Source organism: Vibrio sp. PID17_43, from assembly GCF_002608565.1.
Taxonomy (GTDB): domain Bacteria; phylum Pseudomonadota; class Gammaproteobacteria; order Enterobacterales; family Vibrionaceae; genus Vibrio.
The window spans coordinates 40,868-58,078 of record NZ_LIXM01000015.1 but is presented as its reverse complement, the minus strand read 5'-3'; the positions used below and the strand labels follow the sequence as shown (position 1 = coordinate 58,078).

Below are 17,211 nucleotides of genomic sequence, written 5' to 3'. Positions count from 1 at the left end.
ACATAGCAACTTACGACTAAAGTCCGGTATATATTAGCTAAATATGCAAAGATTTTGCGGCTCATTACCTTTTTATTTAAATGATGTGCCAACGATCAAGTACACAGCATCTAACTCTTGCTCTGTACGACCGTATGCCAACATGACTGGCCCAATTGGAGAGTCTACCCCAAAGAAAACCGATGCAGCATTATACAGTGGCGCTTCATTGAGCTTCAGATCGTTATCCGACCAAACACCACCGTGTTCAAGCGACGCGCCTAAGTAAACAGGCGCTTCAAACAACCCGAAATCATTGTCCATCCATCGATATCGGTACACTAAGCTCGTAAAAAATAGGTTTTGTCCGATCAAGCTATTTCTAGGAATACCCGATAAATTCAGGAAGCCGCCGATCTCTCTCGGATCGAGTGGAATCGCCGAGTTTTTGCTTTCAACAACGCTGTATTCCGCTTGCCCGACTAAAGTATGACGCTGAAGACTTACCGCGCCTTTAAATCGAGCAGCGATTTCATATACGGTGTCTTCTACGCTGTCATTTGTATTAATTTGGCTAAACCCTTCAGGACTCTTGTCATGAGAAACCAAGTAGTCTAAGTCCAGCAATATTCCTCGAGTGGGAAAAGCAAAATCATCCAGTGTATCTAAGCGGTAGTTGGCGAAAACACCTAAACGCTCATAATCAATATCCCCTGCAGAAGCGAACGTCGATAATTCAATTGTTCCTGTCGAATAACGCCCACCCACTCGAAACTCTTGCCACAATGTTGGCTGCCCCCCCGCGGATAACTCGCCCATAAATTCGGTATACGAGACAGGGAAAAAGTCATAGACCGAACCGAGATCTGGATTTTCAAAATCATTCAGTGGGATATTGCGATTTTCAGAGCGATAACTGAGCTTACCGGAGACAAACAGCTCCTGGCTAGAAAGTACTGGGGAATACAGTTCCGTCTCGATAAGCTTATCGGTGCCCATATCAATGTTAAATGCCAACTCGGCACCATGAGAGTTTAAGTCTGTGAAGTTTGCCGACATTCCAATGCCGTATTGACTGTCAGTCTTGAAATCATCTTCAAGGAAAAAACGAAAGTTAAGGTAGTTGGGTCCCCAAGATTTTTCATTGACATCAAATACCAGCAAGTTTACCCCGTTAATCTCTTCAAAGTGATACGTGATCAATTCGAAACGATCCAACGCATACAGACTGTCCACAGCCTCTTCAATTTCAGCCGTCTCGATAGGGCGCCCTGTTTCTAATTCCAAACGATTGGTCAACAACACATCACTATAATGGGTGTTATTTACGATAACGATTTGATCAACGATACGTCCATCGCCATACACCAGATCTCGGCGTATATCTTGTTTCTGATCGATATACTTTTGGTATTCCGCGCTGGAAAGGCTTAACGCACTCATTTTTGATTTTTGCTTCTTCGTGATTTGGTAACCAGCTTGAAATGCGCTTGGCATCTTATCAAACTCAACCGTCTCCATTTGGCCAACATCTGGACGAAGGTAAACATCATCATCGTTAAGCGTTGCGGCTTGATCTTGAGTACTGCGGCGTACTAAATAGTTGGATAGCTGATCAGCAACCGCAAACAGGCCAGTAAAATCTTCTTTGGTGTTGTAATCAGTACTGATATCGACTGCAATCACAATATCAGCCCCCATCGAACGTGCAACGTCGACGGGCATGTTATTGACAACACCACCATCGACCAACATATGGCCATTGAGTTCATAAGGAGGGAGAGCACCTGGCACCGACATACTTGCCATCATGGCATCAACTAAATAACCATCAGCCAGAACCACCTCTTCTAGTTCCAAGATGTCTGTCGCCACGGAACGATATGGAATAACGAGATCATCGAAAGAGTCAAAACGACCAAGGTTACCCGTGGTCTCTCGCAAAATACGCAACATATTTTGCCCTTGTACTACCCCAGTTGGTGCTCTAATCTCACCAAGTCGCACACCTAAATCGGTGTTAATTTGGTATCGGTCTTCATACTCTTTATCACGAACACGGCGTTGGCTACGGTCTACGCGGTCTCGGTAACCACTATTCCAGTCAACACTATAAATAAAGCTTTCAATTTCATCGGCACTCATGCCAGAGGCATACAGACCCCCGACATACGCCCCCATGCTCGTGCCTGTAATGATATCGACAGGAATGTGCATATCTTCAAGTGCTTTGAGTACACCGATATGGGCGGCACCTTTTGCTCCACCACCAGCAAGCACCACCGCAACCTTCGGACGAGCGGCATCTTCTTCGAGAGGTTGAGCAAAAGAAGGGGCTGCAATCAAGAAGCAGACCCAAAACGCAAAACGATGCGCCAATGAATTTGAGGGCAGCTTTTTGAACATTCACATCTTCCTTTACTGAGTATTAATCACCTTACTTTTACTAAGATTTGAACAGCGAAACAAGTCATAGATGGTGTTTTTGATGGTCTTACCAATCAAATAAACTATTCAACCAATTCGACTTTTTCTCACATTGCTGTTTTATCTGCCCCGTTTTATCCCACACTGGCAATTTATGTTGACTACGACAATTCATCTCTAGCGCACCATTAGGTGTTGGCTTAAAGCCCAATGTGGTCACCTCTTTTGGCCACGGCAACTCCAACCTTTCAGGGATACGTTGTGTTAAGTATTCCGCATAAACACGAAGCGCACCGCTTGAACCGGTAAGTTTGGTGGACTTGTTATCATCGCGGCCAAGCCAAATCGTGGTGACTTCACGACCATCTACCCCAACAAACCAACTATCACGGCTATCATTACTGGTACCTGTTTTACCCGCCAATGCCGCCCATGAAAACTGACTTTGTAGGAAACGGCCAGTACCTTGCGTAACACCTTGCTTCATCGCATAAGTTGTCAACCATGCGGCTTGCTCATCCACCGCTGGCGCAGAACGAGGCAACGATTGATACAACACATTGCCGTTCATATCGATCACTGAACGTAGTGCGCTCAACTTCGCGCGTTTACCTGAATTCGTCACTGTCTGGTACATCTGTGCGACCTGTAAAGGCGTTAACGAAAATGAACCTAAAAACATCGATGGCACTGGGCGGATCTCATCTTTGTTGACACCCAAACGTTCTAAAGTTGCTGACACTTCTGGAATACCAAGTTGCATACCAAGGCGTACCGTTGGAACGTTGAGAGACTTAGCAAGAGCCATATACAGCGGCACATCACCACGGAACTTACGATCAAAATTACGTGGCGACCATACTGACCCTTTACTGCCTTTCAGGCTGAGCGGTGTGTCATGTAATGTGGTTGCCAAGTTGTATTTCTCTGGTTGTTCCAATGCTGTTAAATAAATAGCTGGTTTCACTAGCGAACCTATCGGGCGGCTCGCATTCAACGCGCGGTTAAAACCTTCATAACCGACTCGCTTCCCCCCCACCATGGCACGAATTTCGCCACTGTGACGATCCACCGCCACCGCTGCCGCTTCTAACTCTTTACCTGCGCGCTTTTCAAGTTCAGGAATTTTCTTGGCGATCGCTTTTTCCATCTTACTTTGCGAGACTGGATCAAGTGATGTAAACAAACGCAAGCCCGTCTCAGCCTTAAATTGATCGCCAACTTTCTCTTTCAGTTCGATATTCAGCTGTTGGAAATACGCAGGTTGGCGACTCGCAATACGCGGCTTGCTTTGTGTATCGAGCGGACGATTTACCGCTTGCTCGTATTGCTCTGAGGTCAGCATGTTTTGCTGCATAAGCAGGCGCAATACCAAATCACGGCGTTCTTTCGTGCGCTCTGGGTATCGAATCGGGTTGTAATAAGATGGCCCTTTCACCATTCCGACTAGCATCGCTAACTGATCAATACGCAACTCTTGGATCGGTTGACCAAAATAGTAGCGTGAAGCCAAGCCAAAGCCATGGATCGCATCACCACCGCTTTGCCCCAAATACACCTCGTTGAGGTACGCTTCAAGAATACGGTCCTTGCTGTAGCGGTAATCCAGAATCAGCGCAATGTACGCTTCACGCACCTTACGCCATAAGGTTTTATCACGAGTTAAAAATAAGTTTTTTGCCAACTGTTGAGTCAGTGTACTGCCACCTTGTACCGTGCGTCCTGCTTTGATGTTGGCGACCAAAGCGCGACCGATCGCAAGTGGAGATACTCCATCGTGTTGGTAGAAGTCACGGTCTTCAGTTGCAAGAAGTGCATCAACAAGAATCTCAGGGAATTGATCACGACGTAAGAACAAACGCTGTTCATTTTGATCTTTTTCCAACATACCCAGCATCTTAGGTTCAATGCGTAGATAACCCAGCTCCCCTTTTGATTCCAACGATTGAATACGCTGTAAACCACTGCTAGAAAAATGCAACATGACATGGCGATCTGGCTCAGGACCATCGGCAAACTCGAATGGGCGACGGATTAATTCAATACGCGTCGATGAAGATGAATACTCCCCCGGATAGCGAGGCTGGCTCACTTTACGGTAATTCAACACATCCAGTTCGTTACGCATCTCTTGAATGGTCAGATTATCGCCCGGACTTAAATTAAGAATGCGAGCATAGACCACCGTAGGCAACTCAAATAACTGACCATCAAAGCGATCTTTCACCACGCTATCTAAATAAATGCCAACAAACACCAATACCGCAGCTAATGCGATCCCCGCTTTCCAACAAAATGACCATAACATCTTCAGCCAAGAGCGTTTATTACGATTTGGCTTTTTCGATGGTGCACGACGAGTACGCTTAGCAGTGCCTTTGCTTGATGCGTGACTTCTCGTCGCGGTGGTTTTCTTCGCTGGCGCCTTTTTTTCGTGCGGCTTTTTTGTATCAGTCATTATTTAATTGTCTTTTTGTTTTCGTTGTCGCTACATGGGTGGCAGGGTCATCTGGCCATACGTGTTTGGGGTAACGCCCTTTCATCTCTTTTTGTACTTCTTTATAACTTCCCGCCCAAAATGCGGCTAAGTCTTTCGTCACCTGAAGTGGACGCTGCGCTGGAGAAAGCAATTCAAGCACCAATCGCTTGCGCCCCAATGCCACGGTCGGTGAAGCGCTTTCGCCAAACACCTCTTGCATGCGCACCGACAATACGGGCTCACTGCCAAATTGGTAACGAATGCGCTTTTTTGAGCCAGTTGGTAAACGGTAATCTTGTGGTAACCATTCATCGATGTTTTGATTCAAAGGCCAACCGAGTCGCGCATTCAGCGCTTCACTCAAGTTCACTTTCTCAAGATCTTTCACCGATGATACCGCACCCATATAAGGCTCTAGCCATTCCTCTAAGCTCTCCAGTAGACTTGTCTCATCAAAACTCGGCCAAGCCTGCTCAGGTAACCACTCCACTGCACAGCGAATACGCTCTAATAAATTATCGGCGGCCGATGTCCAGTTTAAACTCTGTAAGCCGTGACGACGGACATAAGTGAGTAAAGCTTGTGTCATTTTTTCTTTACCCGGGCTTGGCAACGTTTCGCGCTTAATGACCAACTGCCCGAGCTTGAGCTGTTGCTCCGCAATCAATCGCCCTTTATCGTTATCCCAATCAACCATTTCGGTTGAAGAAAAAAGCGTAGCGAAAGCGTCTTGTAAGGTATTGATATCTAGCTCGCAAGCCAAGTGAATTTGGCTCGAATTAGAGTGAGAGCGCATCAAATCTATCGCGACTAAGTACTCGCAGCCACCCAACATTTCTTCTGGTCGACACTCCGCACCATGTCCGTTAGCTAAAGTAAAACGACCGTACTGGTTGGCTCTTTGTTGCGCGATACGATCAGGAAATGCCAAACTCAACACTAAAGGTAATAACGCTTCATCTATCGCAGACAAATTGAATGTAGAACCCAGTTTATGAGCAAGGGTTTGCGCTCGCTTTAGCATCATCGACTTTTTCGGGTGGATACCGCTCACCCAGCGATGCAAACTATGAGCAATATTCGCCACATTGCGCTCTGGCTCTTCAATAAGGGCGACCGCTGCCAGCGCGGTATTTAGCATCTTTTCACTATGATGTTGCGCTTGTATGAGCATAGCCGCAGAGCGAGGCTCAACGCCCAACTCATGAGCGATTTTACCATCCGACGATAATTGCCCTGACTCCGTTAGCAATCGCAAAGAAGCTAACAATTGCTTAGACTGTGCAAGAGAGGCTGCTGATGGGATATTCAACCATTTGAGTGCGGAGATATCGCCGGCCCCCCAAAACGCTAATTCCATCACCAAACTAGCGAGATCGGTGTGGAGAATTTCTGGCTGTGGTACTTGGGGTTGCTGCTTAAACTGGGCCTCAGAATAAAGTCGAACACAGATACCCTCTTCAACACGTCCTGCGCGACCTGCACGCTGTATCGCCGATGACTGTGCAATTCGAACTTGCTCAAGGCGGGTTAATCCATTTTTCAAGTCAAAGCGCGCGACGCGTTCTAGTCCTGAATCCACTACCAGGCGAATACCTTCAATGGTCAGCGACGTTTCGGCAATGTTCGTCGCTAGCACAACTTTACGCTTGCCTGAAATCGTTGGAGAGATGGCCTTTTGCTGCTCAGCGAAACTGAGTTGCCCATAAAGCGGGCACACTTCTATGTTATCAGGTAGGTGTGATAAACGTTCTTCCACCTGTTTAATCGCCGCGGCACCAGGAAGGAAAGCAAGCAGAGAGCCAGGCTCTTTGTGCATCAAACTCTCGATCGTTTTTGCCATTGAGGTTGGCAAGTGATCGTTTGTCCCTAAAGGAAAATAGCGCGTTTCCACCTCAAAGCTACGGCCTTGGGATTCGATATAAGCCGCATCGGGTAACAAGGTTTGCAATGCGTCTTGATCGAGCGTTGCCGACATCACCACCAGCTTAAGATCATCACGTAGTGCTTCTTGCACTTCAAGGCTGAACGCTAAAGCGGTATCTGCATGAATACTGCGCTCATGAAATTCATCAAAGATCAGTAGATCGATGCCATCTAACTCAGGGTCATTTTGGATCATTCGTGTCATGATCCCTTCCGTGACAATTTCGAGCTGAGTATGCTGGCTTACCTTTGTCTCACCGCGAACTCGATAGCCCACTCGCTCCCCAACTTGCTCACCCAGTTGCTGCGCTAGGTAACGAGCAATATTGCGCGCCGCCAAACGTCGAGGTTCGAGCATCACGATCTTGCCTGACACAATTTGATTTTTCACAAGTTGCAATGGGAAATAGGTTGACTTACCAGCCCCTGGATCGGCTTTGAGGATCACTTGATGTTGATTTTTGACCGCCGTAAGTAATTGCGGCATCACGGCTTCAATCGGCAATTGTGACAAAGGAAATACCCTGTGTTGTAATGGTGGCAACATTGTACATAAAACTTTCCCGTCTAAATAAGCAAAATGCATTTCGAACCTACTCTAGAGTCAGCAACTCTGCTCAAACGCTACAAACGCTTTCTTGCCGATATCGAATTAGATAACGGTGAAGTTCGTACCATCCATTGTGCTAACACTGGTGCAATGACAGGTTGTGCAACACCTGGCAACAAAGTTTGGTACTCCACCTCGGATAACCCTAAGCGAAAATACCCAAACAGTTGGGAGCTTAGTGAGACCGCACAAGGGCACAGAATCTGTGTCAATACCGCTCGCGCTAACCAATTAGCCGTCGAAGCCATTGAAAATGATGTTATTTCAGAACTCATTGGATATGACCAACTTCAAACTGAGGTGAAATACGGCAATGAAAATAGCCGAATTGATATCTTGCTCAGCGCAAGCGACAAACCAAAGTGCTATATAGAGGTGAAAAGCGTCACTCTGCTTGATGAAGAAACCCCATCAGGACAAGGCTATTTCCCAGATGCCGTCACCACACGAGGTCAAAAGCACCTGAGAGAACTCACAGATATGGCACAAAATGGAAGTAGAGCCATACTTTTATTCACTGTTTTACATTCAGGCATTGAAAAAGTATCCGCGGCACACCATATAGACGCGAAATATTCAATGTTACTAAAACAAGCACAAAACGCTGGAGTAGAAGTGCTCTGCTATAAAGCAGAACTAAGCGATACTGAAATCAAACTAATTTCTGCTGTTGATTTTATCAATTAATTGAAAAAAATGATGTTATCTTCACAATGACGATAAGTTTATAATTCAGTGATTGCCTGCTTCGTCTCTTTTTGCTATAGATACCCGCCTTAAATTGACTGCATAGCAGTTGACTAGGTGTAAGTAGGAGATGCTGTATGCCAGAATCAAAGAAAAAAACGATAGGCATCCTAGCCATTGCTGGTGTGGAGCCATATCAGGAAAAGCCTGGTGAAGAGTATATGTCACCAGAGCAAGTGGAACACTTTACTAAAATCTTAACAGCTTGGCGTAATCAGCTCAGGGAAGAAGTCGGTCGCACTGTACACCATATGCAGGACGAAGCCGCAAACTTCCCAGATCCAGTTGACCGTGCCTCTCAAGAGGAAGAGTTCAGCTTAGAACTGCGTAACCGTGACCGTGAACGTCGCTTGATCAAGAAGATCGAGAAAACGCTAGACAAAATTAACGAAGACGATTTCGGCTTCTGTGAGTCTTGTGGCGTTGAGATTGGCGTCCGTCGTCTTGAAGCGCGCCCAACAGCAGATCTTTGTATTGACTGTAAAACACTTGCAGAAATCAAAGAGAAGCAAATGCAAGGTTAATCGACCAAGCATTATGATTACTAAAAGGGAGCTCAGGCTCCCTTTTTGTTTTGGTTTAATTTATATACCCAAATAATACCAACCACAGTAAGCAAGTGCTCAACAATAGCGTAGAGGAAATGTTTGAGAACAAGGCGAAAATTTTCGATAACGAGTTATTCTAATATCGAAATTTTTAACGCCATTATCGAGCATTTTCATCAGCTAGAATAAACCACTACATACTACGCTTGGTATAACCTTGAGATACACACGCATGACACGCTACGTAGGTCGATTCGCCCCATCCCCTTCAGGCCCATTACATTTTGGTTCACTGGTTGCTGCTCTGGGTAGTTACTTCCAGGCGAAAGCAAACCATGGTGATTGGTTAGTCCGAATTGAAGATCTCGACCCGCCTAGAGAAATGCCCGGTGCTTCTGAAGCCATCTTACAAGCACTACGAGCTTACCACTTGCTTTGGGATGGGGACGTCGTGTATCAAAGTGAACGACACGACCTTTATCAAGCACAAATTGACGCTTGGCTAGCCAACGGCGATGCCTATTACTGCCAGTGCACGCGTAAGCAAATTAAAGAACATGGTGGCTATTATCCAGGCACTTGCCGCGACAAAGGCTTGCAAGAAGGCGCAATCCGCCTAAAAATGACCCAGCCCATCGCTAGTTTCTTAGATCAGAAACACGGTAGAATAGCGATTCCTGCAGCCTTAGTGAATGAAGATTTCATTATTAAACGTCGCGATGGGTTATTTGCTTATAATCTTGCGGTAGTATTAGACGACATTGATCAAGGCGTCACCGAGGTCGTTCGCGGCGCTGACTTAATTGAGCCCACCGGCCGCCAAATCAGCTTGTACCGAATTCTGGAACAACCTGAGGTACGTTACTTACATTTGCCGTTGGCGATGGACAGTAACGGTAATAAGCTGTCAAAGCAGAATCATGCGACAGCCATTGATATCAATGACCCAAAACCAACTTTGCTGCATGCCATGAGGTTTTTAGGTTTTAATCTACCAGGCCATATTAAGTCCGCGAATCTCAACGACATTCTACGTTGGGGATGCGAAAATTGGCGCTTAGAACAGCTTCCATTAGAGATAGAAATCACGCCGTGATTCTCAAATGGCACCGTGTAGGCTATTATTAGCCGCAAAATCAGCCCTTGAGGCTTAGATAACTAACCAAAGCAAAATTGGATTAAACCCAGTAATTGCCAGATGCACATGAATACAAACGACTGTACAACAAGCGAACCTGCCACTATCCCAGAGCTCGCTCTCAATGTAATAACTCGTGAAGAGCACAACATTTCGCGTAAGCACATCAGTGATAATGCACTGAAGGTACTATATCGCCTAAATGGTGCTGGTTTCGATGCTTTTCTTGTGGGTGGCGGGGTTCGAGACTTACTGCTAGGACAAAAGCCCAAAGACTTTGATATTGCGACTAACGCAACACCTGAGCAAATCAAGCAATTGTTTAGAAACTGCCGCTTGATTGGCCGACGTTTTCGTCTTGCCCACATTATGTTTGGCCGAGACATCATCGAAGTCGCCACCTTCCGTGGTCACCACCAAGAGCAAAAAAATAAAAACATCTCTCAGCAATCAAAAGAAGGGATGTTGTTAAGAGATAACGTCTACGGCACCGTTGATGAAGATGCCGAACGTCGCGACTTCACGATAAACTCGATGTACTACAACATCGCAGATTACTCAATTCACGATTACGCTCGTGGGATTGAAGATTTAGAAGATCGTCTTATTCGCCTGATCGGTGATCCTGAAACTCGTTACCGCGAAGATCCAGTGCGCATGTTGCGTGCGGTCCGCTTTGCCGTAAAACTCGACTTCGACATCGAAGAAGACACGGCAGCACCAATCGAAGAGATGGCGCCACTACTGCGTGACATCCCGTCAGCACGTCTATTCGAAGAGTCACTAAAGCTGCTTCAAGCAGGTCACGGCCTAGAGACTTACCACCTGCTACGTGAATACAACTTATTCCAACAGCTGTTCCCTGCGATTTCTGAACACTTCACTGAAGATTACGAATCTCATACAGAGCAAATGCTGGATTTGGTATTGGACTCAACAGACATTCGTATCGAAGAAGGTAAACGCATCAATCCAGCATTTATGTTTGCTGCGATGCTGTGGTACCCGCTATGTGCCCTCGCTGACAAGCTAATGGAGCAACATAACCTATGCCACTACGATGCGATAATGGAAGCAAGTAACATCATCCTTGATGATCAAGTTCGCACGATTGCCATTCCACGTCGTCATACCGCCACCATTCGAGAAATTTGGCAGCTACAATTACGTCTTCCACGACGCAATGGTAAGCGCGCATCTCGTCTGATGGAGCTCAATAAATTTAGAGCTGGCTTTGATTTCCTTGAAATGCGCGGTGAAATTGAAGGTGGAGACACTCAGAAGCTTGCCAAATGGTGGGAAACTTTCCAAAATGCTGGGCGTGAAATGCGTCAAGCGATGGCAGCAGACCTTGATGGCCAATCACCAAAGTCTGGCCCTCGTCGCCGTAAAACCTATCGCAAGAAAAAAAGTAAGCCTAAATCATGATCACAGCATACATTGCGGTAGGCAGTAACTTGGCTGATCCCGTCAGCCAAGCAAACGTCGCGATCGAGGCACTCAAAACTCTACCCAATTCAGAGTTTATTCAGGCTTCTTCGCTATACAGCAGCACACCGATGGGTCCGCAAAATCAGCCGGATTACATCAATGCCGTAGTAGCAATCAATACCAATTTGATGCCCCTTGAGTTACTTAATTGCACCCAAGCAATTGAGCAAGAGCAAGGGCGTGTCCGTAAAGACGAACGTTGGGGGCCAAGAACGTTAGACCTCGACATTATTCTATACGGCAATGAGGTGATTAATTCCGAGAGACTGACAGTTCCACACTATGGAATGAGAGAGCGCGAGTTCGTACTCTACCCTCTTGCGGAAATTGCACCAAGTTTACAACTCCCTGATGGGACCGAGGTCTCGTCGCTACTTGAACGAGTAGACCGAAATGGCCTCCGTATTTGGCAGTCATAGCCAACTCCTAGTAAGGATAAAACAATGAAAAAAATAACCATTAACGATCTGATTAAATGCAAACAAGAAGGTCGTAAGTTCGCTAGCTCAACCGCATACGATGCCAGCTTTGCCCAGTTATTTGAAAGCCAAGAAATGCCAGTCCTATTAGTCGGAGACTCTCTAGGTATGGTTCTGCAAGGTAAAAATGACACATTACCAGTAACGGTTGAAGACATCGCTTACCATACGCGCTGTGTACGCGCAGGCAGCCCAAACTGTCTATTGATGGCAGATATGCCATTCATGAGCTACGCAACACCAGAGCAAGCGTGTGAAAACGCGGCAACGTTAATGCGTGCTGGTGCTAATATGGTAAAAGTCGAAGGCGGCGATTGGTTAGTCGATACAGTAAAAATGCTGACTGAACGCGCCGTACCAGTGTGCGCGCACCTTGGACTGACCCCTCAATCTGTTAATATTTTTGGTGGTTATAAAATCCAAGGCCGTGATCAAGAAAAAGCCGATCGCATGGTTAAAGATGCACTTGCACTACAAGAAGCCGGCGCTCAAATCGTTTTACTCGAGTGTGTACCTGCCGAACTGGCAGCTCGCATTACACAAGTACTTGATGTGCCAGTGATCGGTATCGGTGCAGGCAACGTGACTGACGGTCAAATTTTGGTGATGCATGATATGTTCGGTATTTCAGCGAACTACATGCCTAAGTTCTCGAAAAACTTCCTTGCTGAAGCCGGAGATATGCGCACTGCTGTGGCAAAATACATTGCTGACGTCGAAAGCGGTGAATTCCCTGACGACGCTCATACTATTGCCTAGAGGATAAATGCATGCAAACTTTTGCGGAAATTTCAGCCGTTCGTGAACAAATTAAAACCTTTAAACGTGAAGGTCGTAAAGTGGCATTTGTCCCAACCATGGGTAACCTTCATGAAGGCCACTTAACACTGGTTCGTAAAGCGCGCGAATACGCTGATGTCGTTGTCGTAAGCATCTTTGTTAACCCGATGCAGTTTGAACGTGCAGACGATTTAAATAACTACCCTCGTACGCTTGAAGAAGACCTCAACAAGCTGAGCGGCGAAGGGGTAGAGGTGGTATTCACTCCAACACCAGAAATTATCTACCCTGAAGGGCTTGATAAACAAACTTTTGTCGATGTCCCTGGGCTGTCTACCATTCTTGAAGGCGCGTCTCGTCCAGGCCACTTCCGCGGCGTAACGACCATTGTCAACAAGCTATTCAATATCGTTCAACCAGACGTTGCATGTTTTGGTGAGAAAGACTTCCAACAACTTGCTGTGATTCGCAAAATGGTCGAAGATCTGGCGATGGATATCAACATCATTGGCGTACCAACTGTACGTGAAATGGACGGCCTTGCGATGAGCTCGCGTAATGGTCTGCTAACGATCGATGAGCGACAACGCGCACCGGTATTGGCTCGCACCATGCGTTGGATCAGCAGTGCAATGCGTGGCGGTCGTGATGACTATGCATCGATTGTTGAAGATGCAAATGACCAACTACGTGCAGCCGGCCTGCTGCCAGATGAAATCTTCATTCGCGACGCTCGTACACTGCGATCGATCACTGCAGAAACGACTCAAGCCGTCATTTTAATGTCGGCCTTCCTAGGAAAAGCACGCCTAATTGACAACCAAACCGTTGATATAGCAGTTGAAAGCAAAGAAGAAGCAGAGTCAAACGAAACGAATTCAACAAACGCTGAGTAAACAGAACGCTCAAATGAAAAAAGGTCGACGCTAGGTCGACCTTTTTTTATCAATTTGAAGCGCCCAGCCTATGAACGCAAACCAATGCCCTTAGTGATCAAATAGTGTGCGACGGCATACAACGCGACGATGAACACAGTCAGTACGCTGAACGAGGTCACAATGCCCACATCAGAAACACCAAGGAAACCGTAACGGAAGGCATTCACCATATAGACGATGGGGTTTAGCTTCGATACCCCTTGCCAAAAATCAGGCAGCAAACTAATCGAGTAGAATACCCCGCCAAGGTAAGTCAGTGGCGTTAATACAAACGTAGGAATAATCGAAATATCATCAAACGATTTTGCGTATACGGCATTAATCAGTCCACCCAGCGAAAATACCACAGAGGTCATAAAGACAGTCGCAATAATAATGCCCCAGTGATCCACTTGCAGATCAACAAAAAACAGCGATACGAAGGTAACAATGGTGCCCACTAACAAACCACGGACCACCCCCCCCATCACAAAGCCTAGGATGATAATGTAGTTTGGCACTGGCGCCACTAGCAGCTCTTCAATGTTGCGCTGAAATTTAGAACTGAAGAACGACGATGCGACATTCGAATAAGAGTTGGTAATAACTGACATCATGATCAAACCCGGCACGATGTATTCCATGTAACTGAAGCCATTCATTTCACCAATACGAGAGCCAATTAGGCTACCGAAGATAATGAAGTACAACGTCATGGTAATCGCCGGTGGCACTAAGGTTTGCACCCAAATACGTGTGAAACGATTGATTTCTTTGGTTAGCAGACTACTAAAAGCGGTCCAATATAACAGGTACATTATTGGTTACCTCCACGCACGATGCTAACAAACAGTTCTTCCAGACGGTTCGCTTTGTTACGCATAGAAAGCACTTTGACACCATGTTCAGATAACTGACTGAACACTGAGTTCAGCCCTTGGCTCTTATCTAACTCAATTTCCAATGAGCCATTAAGCATCGTTTGGCTATTCACACCTTGCAGAGTAGGCATGACACCATCGAACTCCACATCTAAGATGAAGGTTTCTACTCGTAGTTTGCCTAAGAGCGCCTTCATGGTTGTGTTCTCGATCAGCTCACCTTTGTTGATGATGCCTATGTTACGGCACAGCATTTCCGCCTCTTCGAGATAGTGCGTGGTCAAAATGATCGTAATGCCCTGTTCTTGGTTGATCTCTTTTAAGAAATCCCACATTGAACGACGCAGTTCGATATCCACACCCGCTGTGGGCTCATCAAGAATCAACAATTGTGGTTCATGCATCAACGCTCGTGCAATCATTAAACGGCGCTTCATACCACCAGATAAGTTACGAGCACGCTCTTTGCGTTTTTCCCACAAATCCAGCTTAGTTAAGTATTTTTCAGCCCGCTCTTTCGCCAGCACTTTCGATACGCCATAGTAGCCTGCCTGCTGTATTACAATCTGCTCAACCGTCTCAAACTGATTGAAGTTGAATTCTTGTGGCACTAACCCAAGATTCTGTTTAGCAAGCTCAAGGTGCGTATCCATGTCGTATCCGAACACTTTTGTGGTGCCAGAGGTTTTATTGACTAAAGAAGCGATAATACCGATCGTAGTCGACTTACCGGCCCCATTCGGCCCTAAAAGCGCGTAAAAGTCGCCTTTCTCTACTTTAAGGCTAATTCCCTTCAACGCCTCAAAGCCACCCGCATACGTTTTGCGAAGCTGTTCTATTTCTAATGCGTACATAGCGTATTCATTGCCATCTGTTCATGAATTGTGATTGCCAACGCCGATTGGAATAACGCATGCTGACGCAATCGTCGACCAACGGTATTGCACTTAAGTTGAATTAGTCTATCGTCGAATGACGATGATTACAATTAAACCTTTCCGCAATATTGGAAATAATGAGTGCTCTAACAAAAAAGCGCCGCGAGATTGCTCTGACAACGCTTTAAAGATAAATGACTTCAGTTACATGGTTGGCATCCGGTGTTCGTCGGGTTCCACATGCTTCACTGCCGCATTTAGCGCCTCATAGCGGAACTTGTAGGTATTCGCATCAGGCACTAAGTCAATCACGTGGAACTTCTCTAACTGCTCACGCGTGCGCAGGTTGGGACACAACAAATACACTTCACAGTTTGCATCTAGGGCGTCCTTAATCGCATTCTCCAGTGCGAGTCCCACGGTCACATCAATCATAGGCACATCGGTCAAATCGAGGATCATCACTTCATAATCGGCAATGCTGGTATGCTGACGAGAAATCGCTTTAGAGACACTGAATATCATCGGGCCTGACAGATAAAAGAACAGGACTTTGCCATTAGCACTATCTAGTAGTCCACGTTCACTGTCCGTTAGTGGCACATCGTCTTCATCTGCATCACTGATCGCTTTTACTTGGCGGGCTTGCTCACGGCTCAGTCGCTCAATAATGATAATATTGGAAATAAATACGCCAAGGCCTACCGCAACAATTAAATCCACAAATACGGTCAATAGCATGACGCCATACATGATCACCATACCCGGAAAACTGACTTTATGCGCTCGTTGTATAAAACTCCAGTCGAGAATGTTGAAACCTACATATACCGCAATACCTGCAAGCACCGCCATTGGGATCGGCTCAGTTAAGCCACTTGCCACCAAGACCACCAATGCCAGAATCAACGCACGAATCACACCGGACAGTGGCGAGCACGCTCCCACCTGAATGTTGGTTACCGTACCCATGGTTGCCCCCGCACCGGGCAGCGCACCAAACAAGCCAGAGATCATGTTCGCCAAGCCTTGACCACGCAACTCTTTATCTGAGTCATGCTCTTTACGCGTCAGGGAATCACCAATCACCGCCGTTAGCAAGGTATCAATACAGCCCAATGTTCCAAGTACCAATGCATCGATGACCATTTCGGTGAACATCGCAGGGTCAATATGCGGAACAACCAGTGATGGCAATCCCCCTGGAATTTCACCAATGCGGCGAATATCTTCAGCATCAAACAACATCACCGACAGCAACGTCACCGCAACAAGCGCCACTAACTGAGCTGGCACATATTTACGATACTGCGTCGGGAAGAAGAACAAAATACCTAAAGTCAGGAGACCTAAAAATAACTCACTGAACTTAAGGTTAGAGATGGTATCTGGCAGTGCCGATAATGTGCCAATAACGCCACCAGTAGGGGCGGCATGTCCAAGCAGAGGAGATAATTGCAAGATGATAAGAATGACACCGATGCCAGACATAAAACCGGATATCACGCTGTACGGCATTAATGTGATGTATTTACCAAGCTTCAGCGTACCGAGCACGACCTGGAATGCCCCTGCCATCATGACCACAGTAAACGTCATTGCCAAGCCAGTTTCTGGATATTTGGCCATCATGCTGGTTAATACCGCCGTCATGATCACCGTCATCGGGCCGGTTGGCTCTGAAATAAGCGTGTTAGAACCACCAAATAGTGAAGCAAACAGCCCCACCATAATTGCGCCCCACAAGCCCGCTTCTGCACCTGCTCCAGAAGCCACACCAAAGGCGAGGGCGAGAGGAAGTGAAATAATGGCGGTTGTCACACCACCAAACAGATCCCCTTTCAGGTTGATATCCTTAAAGCGACGACCGAACATCGAATTTGCTCCCAGCATTAAAAATACAAAATGATATCAATCTACCAAATATTTTG

At 46.3% G+C, this 17,211-nt stretch carries 13 protein-coding genes; 7 read left to right on the top strand and 6 right to left on the bottom strand.

Annotated features, from left to right (window positions below; translation table 11 throughout):
- Window positions 1–72 precede the first annotated feature (72 nt).
- From AK965_RS12080 to hrpB, 3 genes are all read right to left on the bottom strand, one after another.
- Window positions 73–2,385 carry a patatin-like phospholipase family protein gene (locus tag AK965_RS12080; protein WP_099079857.1) on the bottom strand — a complete coding sequence of 771 codons (2,313 nt, stop codon included), beginning with the start codon at window positions 2,383–2,385 and terminating at the stop codon, window positions 73–75.
- Window positions 2,386–2,473: 88 nt separating this feature from the next.
- A complete protein-coding gene (gene mrcB, locus AK965_RS12075; protein WP_099079856.1) occupies window positions 2,474–4,864 on the bottom strand; it encodes a penicillin-binding protein 1B in 2,391 nt (796 codons plus the stop codon).
- Complete coding sequence (hrpB, locus tag AK965_RS12070; RefSeq protein WP_099079903.1) at window positions 4,857–7,325, bottom strand: ATP-dependent helicase HrpB; 2,469 nt, start codon at window positions 7,323–7,325, stop codon at window positions 4,857–4,859. Before hrpB ends, mrcB begins: the two co-directional genes overlap by 8 nt.
- Before the next feature lie 66 nt (window positions 7,326–7,391).
- Here hrpB and sfsA point away from each other — a divergent pair, with 66 nt between their 5' ends.
- From sfsA to panC, 7 genes are all read left to right on the top strand, one after another.
- Window positions 7,392–8,108 carry a DNA/RNA nuclease SfsA gene (sfsA, locus tag AK965_RS12065; protein WP_099079855.1) on the top strand — a complete coding sequence of 239 codons (717 nt, stop codon included), beginning with the start codon at window positions 7,392–7,394 and terminating at the stop codon, window positions 8,106–8,108.
- A 137-nt stretch (window positions 8,109–8,245) separates the two neighbouring features.
- Complete coding sequence (dksA, locus tag AK965_RS12060; RefSeq protein WP_099079854.1) at window positions 8,246–8,692, top strand: RNA polymerase-binding protein DksA; 447 nt, start codon at window positions 8,246–8,248, stop codon at window positions 8,690–8,692.
- Window positions 8,693–8,948: 256 nt separating this feature from the next.
- Window positions 8,949–9,812 (top strand): tRNA glutamyl-Q(34) synthetase GluQRS, encoded by an 864-nt coding sequence (gene gluQRS / locus AK965_RS12055; RefSeq protein WP_099079853.1) that lies wholly within the window; start codon window positions 8,949–8,951, stop codon window positions 9,810–9,812.
- Window positions 9,813–9,914: 102 nt separating this feature from the next.
- Entirely contained in the window at window positions 9,915–11,282 is a 1,368-nt protein-coding gene (pcnB, locus tag AK965_RS12050; RefSeq protein ID WP_172438137.1) for a polynucleotide adenylyltransferase PcnB, read from the top strand.
- A complete protein-coding gene (folK, locus tag AK965_RS12045) occupies window positions 11,279–11,764 on the top strand; it encodes a 2-amino-4-hydroxy-6-hydroxymethyldihydropteridine diphosphokinase (protein ID WP_099079852.1) in 486 nt (161 codons plus the stop codon). The genes pcnB and folK overlap by 4 nt, the downstream gene beginning before the upstream one ends.
- A gap of 24 nt (window positions 11,765–11,788) precedes the next feature.
- Entirely contained in the window at window positions 11,789–12,583 is a 795-nt protein-coding gene (panB, locus tag AK965_RS12040; protein WP_099079851.1) for a 3-methyl-2-oxobutanoate hydroxymethyltransferase, read from the top strand.
- A gap of 11 nt (window positions 12,584–12,594) precedes the next feature.
- Complete coding sequence (panC, locus tag AK965_RS12035; RefSeq protein WP_099079850.1) at window positions 12,595–13,500, top strand: pantoate--beta-alanine ligase; 906 nt, start codon at window positions 12,595–12,597, stop codon at window positions 13,498–13,500.
- A 68-nt stretch (window positions 13,501–13,568) separates the two neighbouring features.
- On the opposite strand, the gene AK965_RS12030 is transcribed toward panC, so the two are convergent.
- The 3 genes from AK965_RS12030 to AK965_RS12020 form a co-directional block, all read right to left on the bottom strand.
- On the bottom strand, window positions 13,569–14,339 hold the full coding sequence (locus AK965_RS12030) for an ABC transporter permease (RefSeq protein WP_099079849.1): 771 nt from the start codon (window positions 14,337–14,339) through the stop codon (window positions 13,569–13,571).
- Window positions 14,339–15,256, bottom strand: coding sequence for an ABC transporter ATP-binding protein (locus tag AK965_RS12025; protein ID WP_099079848.1), 918 nt, complete (start codon window positions 15,254–15,256; stop codon window positions 14,339–14,341). The genes AK965_RS12030 and AK965_RS12025 overlap by 1 nt, the downstream gene beginning before the upstream one ends.
- 228 nt (window positions 15,257–15,484) lie before the next feature.
- Window positions 15,485–17,155, bottom strand: a complete 1,671-nt coding sequence (locus tag AK965_RS12020) for a SulP family inorganic anion transporter (RefSeq protein ID WP_099079847.1) — start codon at window positions 17,153–17,155, stop codon at window positions 15,485–15,487.
- Window positions 17,156–17,211 lie beyond the last annotated feature (56 nt).